The 1736-nt window shown below is 73.0% G+C and carries 2 protein-coding genes; both read left to right on the forward strand.

From position 1 onward, the window contains the following. The first annotated feature begins 122 nt into the window (after positions 1-122). Positions 123-461 (forward strand): PadR family transcriptional regulator, encoded by a 339-nt coding sequence (locus tag ACFU99_RS42750; RefSeq protein WP_384403943.1) that lies wholly within the window; start codon positions 123-125, stop codon positions 459-461. After that, entirely contained in the window at positions 458-1360 is a 903-nt protein-coding gene (locus ACFU99_RS42755) for a hypothetical protein (RefSeq protein ID WP_384403945.1), read from the forward strand. Before ACFU99_RS42750 ends, ACFU99_RS42755 begins: the two co-directional genes overlap by 4 nt. Positions 1361-1736: the final 376 nt, after the last annotated feature.

Raw genomic sequence — 1736 nt, forward strand, 5'->3', positions numbered from 1 at the left:
CCCGGAGGACGATCGCCTTCCGGGGGCCTGCCCCTTCCCGTACCCGCTTCGGAGCCTGCGTCTCGCCCCCCTCGGGCCGGACGGCTTCCTGCATATGCCGGTGAATGACATATGGTGGCGTCATGACGAACCGTGCCATGCAGGAACCGACCCTGCTGCTCCTCACCGCTCTCGCCGACGAGCCGCGGCACGGCTACGCGGCGGCGCGCGAGGTGGAGTCGATCTCCGGCGGGCGGGTGAAGATGCGGACCGGCACGCTGTACGGGGCGCTGGAGCGTCTGCTCCAGCAGGGGCTGATCCAGGTGCACAAGGAAGAGGTCGTCGACAGTCGCCTGCGGCGCACCTACACCTTGACCGCTCCCGGTCGTGCGGCACTGGCCGCCGAGGCCGAACGGATCGCGGCCACCGCGCGCGAGGCCACACGGCGCCTGGGCGCCACCGGCAAGGCGGCCACCGCGTGAGCCCCGCACTGCTGCGCCTGTATCCGGCCGGCTTCCGCCACGCTTTCGGCGACGAGATAGCCGAGTCCTACCGGGAGGCGACCGAGGGAGCAGGCCGGTGGGCCCGTCTCCGCGAAGCCGCCGGCATCGCCACGCACGCCGTGCGGCTGCGCCTCGGCCTCGGCTCCGCGCACCCGGGCGGACGACTCTCCGCGGCCATCGCGCCTTTCGCCCTGGCCGCGACGGCCGCCTACGCCGCCTTCAACCTCATCGAGAGCGTCGGAAACTGGTACGTGATGCGCGCCGCGGGCACCGGCGGCCCTGTGGTCTCGCTCGTGAACCTCTTGAACGTCTGCTACGTGTTGGCTCTGTTCGGCGCGGTGGCAGCGCTGGCCGGGCACTACCTTCCCGGCGCGCTGTGTGCGGCCGCCGGAGCGGTGGGCAGCTCGGTGAGCTTCCTCATCCCGCTCCGGCACATGGGGATCGACCTGCGGTGGGAACTCGTGGGTTTCCTGCTCGCGCCGATCCTTATCGCCGCGCTCCCGCTGGCCTGCCCGCCCGACCAACGCCCGGCCCGCCGGGCGAGCGGCGCGGCGGGAACGCTCGCGCTGCTGGTGTGGGCCGCCCTTCTGGTGGGCGCGGTCGCCGTCATCGACCCGCTCGGGATCGGCCTGTTCATCCCCTGGCAGTTCGGCGTCCCGACGTTCGCGGCCCTGTTCCTGGTGGGCCGCCGCGTCATCGCCGGAATCCGGACCACGCCGCAACTCATCTGTGCCGCCGCGCCGTTCGTCGTGACGATCTACTTCTCCGGATGGGCGCAGGGTCAGGGGATCCTGGTGCTCCTCGGCGCCCTCGCTGTCACCGCCACGGCCCTGCGGCTTCGGCGCGGCAGGGGCTCCGGCACAGTGACCCCCGCCTGACCACCAGCGGATCGCCGGACGTCGGGTCGCAGCGGGCAGACGTGACGTTCGGCCTCATGGCCCCGGCCACACCGGCCCGCCGCCCCACCGGTGGCGGCAGGCCGAGGAAGAAGCGCGCGAGGAAATGACCACGTGCGCCGCCTTGGCGCAGAACCGATCGCCCCCGCTTTCCCTGCCCGCTGCCGCCCGGCGACCGGGAGACATCCCCCTCTCCTCCCCCTACGGACGGCCTTCTTCGACCGGCTGCCCGGCCACAGGAAACTTCCCATGCCCACCTCCGTACGCACCCCAGCCGCCCACAGCCCGTCCCCGGAAACCGGCCGGCGACTATCCCGCGCGTCGGCCAGGGGCGGGCGCCTGGCCGCAGTCGACGGGC

Source organism: Streptomyces sp. NPDC057654 (genome assembly GCF_042800135.1).
Classification (GTDB): domain Bacteria; phylum Actinomycetota; class Actinomycetes; order Streptomycetales; family Streptomycetaceae; genus Streptomyces.